This window comes from Mesorhizobium sp. M1A.F.Ca.IN.020.06.1.1, assembly GCF_004023265.1.
Taxonomy (GTDB): Bacteria; Pseudomonadota; Alphaproteobacteria; order Rhizobiales; family Rhizobiaceae; genus Mesorhizobium.
In genome coordinates this window covers 1-2,973 of sequence record NZ_RZSR01000758.1, presented here as the reverse complement: position 1 = coordinate 2,973, position 2,973 = coordinate 1, and the positions used below count along the sequence as shown (strand labels likewise).

Below are 2,973 nucleotides of genomic sequence, written 5' to 3'. Positions count from 1 at the left end.
GGCCCGCATGGCGCTCTTGCACGCGAAGGGTCAAATGACAGCCGAGGATTGCTTCACCGGTGTGTCCATCATCGGGTCAGAATTTCACGGCAAGATTCTCGGCACCACGCAGGTTGTCGGTATGCCCGCAATACGCCCCCAGATCAGCGGTCGCGGTTGGATCACCGGCATCCATCAGCACATGCTGGATCCTGAAGATCCTTGGCCGGCGGGCTATCGCGTGGCGGACACCTGGCCGATGAAGCGTGCGAAGGTGTGAAGGTGGTTCTTCGCCCGGCATCTTTCTCCAGCTCATGCCCCAGAAAGCTTGACGCTCAACAAAGCTCGTATACGATATTCGAAATGCCGCAGGATGGAGCGAGTTCTCACTATCTCAGGCAAGACAGCTGGACGCACGCTCACGCTGCAGGCGCCATCTACAGCTGAAAAAAAGTGCACCAGGATGGCCAATGTTTCGCAACATGGGAGGAAAAAATGACAATCTTCAAAAGCAACGGTGATCGCGTTCCTGCCGCCATCGAGGCGATGGCTAAAGAAGCGCGCGTGGGCCGCGTGGACCGGCGCGAATTCCTGGCGCTGGCAAGCGCCTTCGGCGCGTCGACGGCGTTCGCCTATGGCATGATCGGCCTTGCCGCGCCGACAAAAGCCCTGGCGCAAGAGCCGAAGAAAGGCGGAACGCTGCATGTCGCGATGTCGGTCAAGGCGCAGAAGGACCCGCGCACCTATGACTGGACGGAGATGGCGAATGTCACCCGCACCTGGCTGGAGCCGCTCGTGCGCTACACGCACCAGTTCACCTTCGAGCCGGTGCTGCTCGAAAGCTGGGACGTCAACGACGACGCCACCGAATACACGCTGCATCTGCGCAAAGGCGTCACCTGGAACAACGGCGATGCCTTCAACGCCGATGACGTCGTCTTCAACCTCAATCGCTGGTGCGAGAAGGGGGCTTCCGGCAATTCCATGGCCGCCCGCGTCGGCGCGCTGGTCGACGCCAAGACCGGCAAGGCAAGGGATGGCGCGATCACCAAGGTCGATGACCATACGGTCAAGCTGAAGCTGTCCGAAGCCGATATCGCGATCATCCCGGGCTTCACCGACTATCCGGCGCTGGTCGTGCATCGCAACTTCGACAAGGATCGCGCCGATCCGATCAAGAAGCCGATCGGCACCGGCGCTTTCGAGCTGGTGTCTTACGATGTGGGCCAGAAAGCCGTGGTCAAGCGCCGCGAGAACGGCAAGTGGTGGGGCGGCGAAGCGCCGCTCGACGGGGTCGAGTTCATCGACTACGGCACCGACTTCAACGCCACGCTGAATGCCTTCGATTCCGGCGAGATCGATCTCGATTTCGAGACGCCGGCCGACTTCATCGACCCCCTAGACAAGATGGAGCTGGTGAAATCGGAAGTCGCGACGGCGACCACGCTCGTTGCGCGCACCAACATCACCCACAAGCCTTACGATGACAAACGGGTGCGCAATGCGCTGCAGATGGCGGTCGACAACAACCAGGTCATGCAGCTCGGCTACGCCGGCCGCGGCACGGTCGGCGAGAACCACCATGTCAGCCCGATCCATCCGGAATATTACCCGCTGCCGAAGAAGGAACGGGACGCGGCGGGCGCCAAGAAGCTGATGGCCGACGCCGGGCAGGCCGACTTCGAGCACGAGCTGATCACGGTCGAGGACGAATGGCAGAAGAACACCGGCGACGCGATCGCCGGCCAGTTGCGCGATGCCGGCATCAAGGTGAAGCGCACGGTGCTGCCCGGTTCGACCTTCTGGAACGACTGGACGAAATATCCTTATTCCATGACCATCTGGTACATGCGCCCGCTCGGCGTGCAGGTGCTGGCGCTGGGCTACCGTACCGGCGAGGCCTGGAACGAGACCGCGTTCTCGAACCCGGATTTCGACGCCAAGCTCAAGGAGGCGCTGTCGCAGATCGACGTCGCCAAGCGCAAGGAGGTGATGAAGGACGTCGAGCAGATCCTGCAGGACTCCGGCGTCATCATCCAGCCGTTCTGGCAGAAGCTCTACTGCCACATGAACAAGAAGGTGAAGAACTACGCCATGCACCAGACCTATCAAATGGACTTCCAGAACGTCTGGCTGGAAGCTTAAGGCGCGCAGCGCAAGGACTTCATGCGCCGTGAAAAAGCCGATATGCAGGATGCGTGGTGGTGATCGTGCCACCACGCCGCCGACCATCCGGAGATCCTGCATGAGACCGATGATGCTGGCAGTTGCCATCTCGATCGCCTTGCCTGCCGCGGCACTCGCCGGGCCGGCTTCCAACGCCGTGAAGTTCTTCTATGTGCCTGAAGTGAAGTTCGAGGCGGACGCGAAATACCGCGACCGCTTCACCGAGCCGGTCACCAAGCTCTTCGAAGCCAACGACAAGGCCCGCAAGGAGAAGCCCGACGAGGTATCCTGCATCGACTTCGACCCAGGCCTCGACGCCCAGGATTTCGACCAGAAGACCGTGTCGAAGACGCTGAAGCTTGCCGAGGCCGTCAATGGCGACACCGCCGAGGTGACGGCAAGCTTCAATCTTTTCCCGGAAGGCGATGACTCCAAACGCGAAATGGTGTGGTCGCTGAAGAAAGTGGACGGCAAGTGGAAGATCGCCGACATCACCTCCAAAACCAGCGACTGGACGCTCAGCGCGCTGGAATGCGGCTCCTCGACGGAGTGACGCCGTGCTTCGGCGTCTGGTCCTCGCGCTGTCGAGCTTGTCGATGCTGACCGCGGGGCTGAACGGCGGCGCCTACGGGCAAGGACTGTTCGGCTCGCCGCCGCCGAACGCGTCCTCTGGCGACAATGCGCCGGCGATCGAGAAGTCGGCGCCGGCCACAACGCCTGAAAGCAAGCTGGCCGAACCGGCGCCAGCTGCGCCCGTCCTGCCCGGATCGCCGACGGCGGTGGTGAAGCCCTTCTACGAGCATCTCGGGCTGGAATTGGACCCCAGCC

At 61.9% G+C, this 2,973-nt stretch carries 3 protein-coding genes and 1 pseudogene; all 4 read left to right on the top strand.

Annotation, left to right across the window (positions count from 1 at the left end):
* A partial coding sequence (locus EOA60_RS26440; RefSeq protein ID WP_206628253.1) for a proline racemase family protein occupies window positions 1-259 on the top strand: 259 nt, incomplete at its 5' end.
* Between the two features lie 215 nt (window positions 260-474).
* The gene (locus tag EOA60_RS26435) at window positions 475-2,124 is read left to right on the top strand and encodes an ABC transporter substrate-binding protein (RefSeq protein ID WP_127335414.1); all 1,650 of its coding nucleotides are present in this window, start codon (window positions 475-477) and stop codon (window positions 2,122-2,124) included.
* A gap of 100 nt (window positions 2,125-2,224) precedes the next feature.
* On the top strand, window positions 2,225-2,698 hold the full coding sequence (locus EOA60_RS26430) for a DUF3828 domain-containing protein (RefSeq protein ID WP_067000473.1): 474 nt from the start codon (window positions 2,225-2,227) through the stop codon (window positions 2,696-2,698).
* A 4-nt stretch (window positions 2,699-2,702) separates the two neighbouring features.
* Window positions 2,703-2,973: pseudogene (locus tag EOA60_RS26425) on the top strand (hypothetical protein); the annotation flags it as partial.

Coding starts and splice junctions, on each gene's coding strand:
- EOA60_RS26430 (WP_067000473.1), top strand. CDS start 2,225: ATGAGACCGATGATGCTGGCAGTTGCCATCTCGATCGCCTTGCCTGCC.
- EOA60_RS26435 (WP_127335414.1), top strand. CDS start 475: ATGACAATCTTCAAAAGCAACGGTGATCGCGTTCCTGCCGCCATCGAG.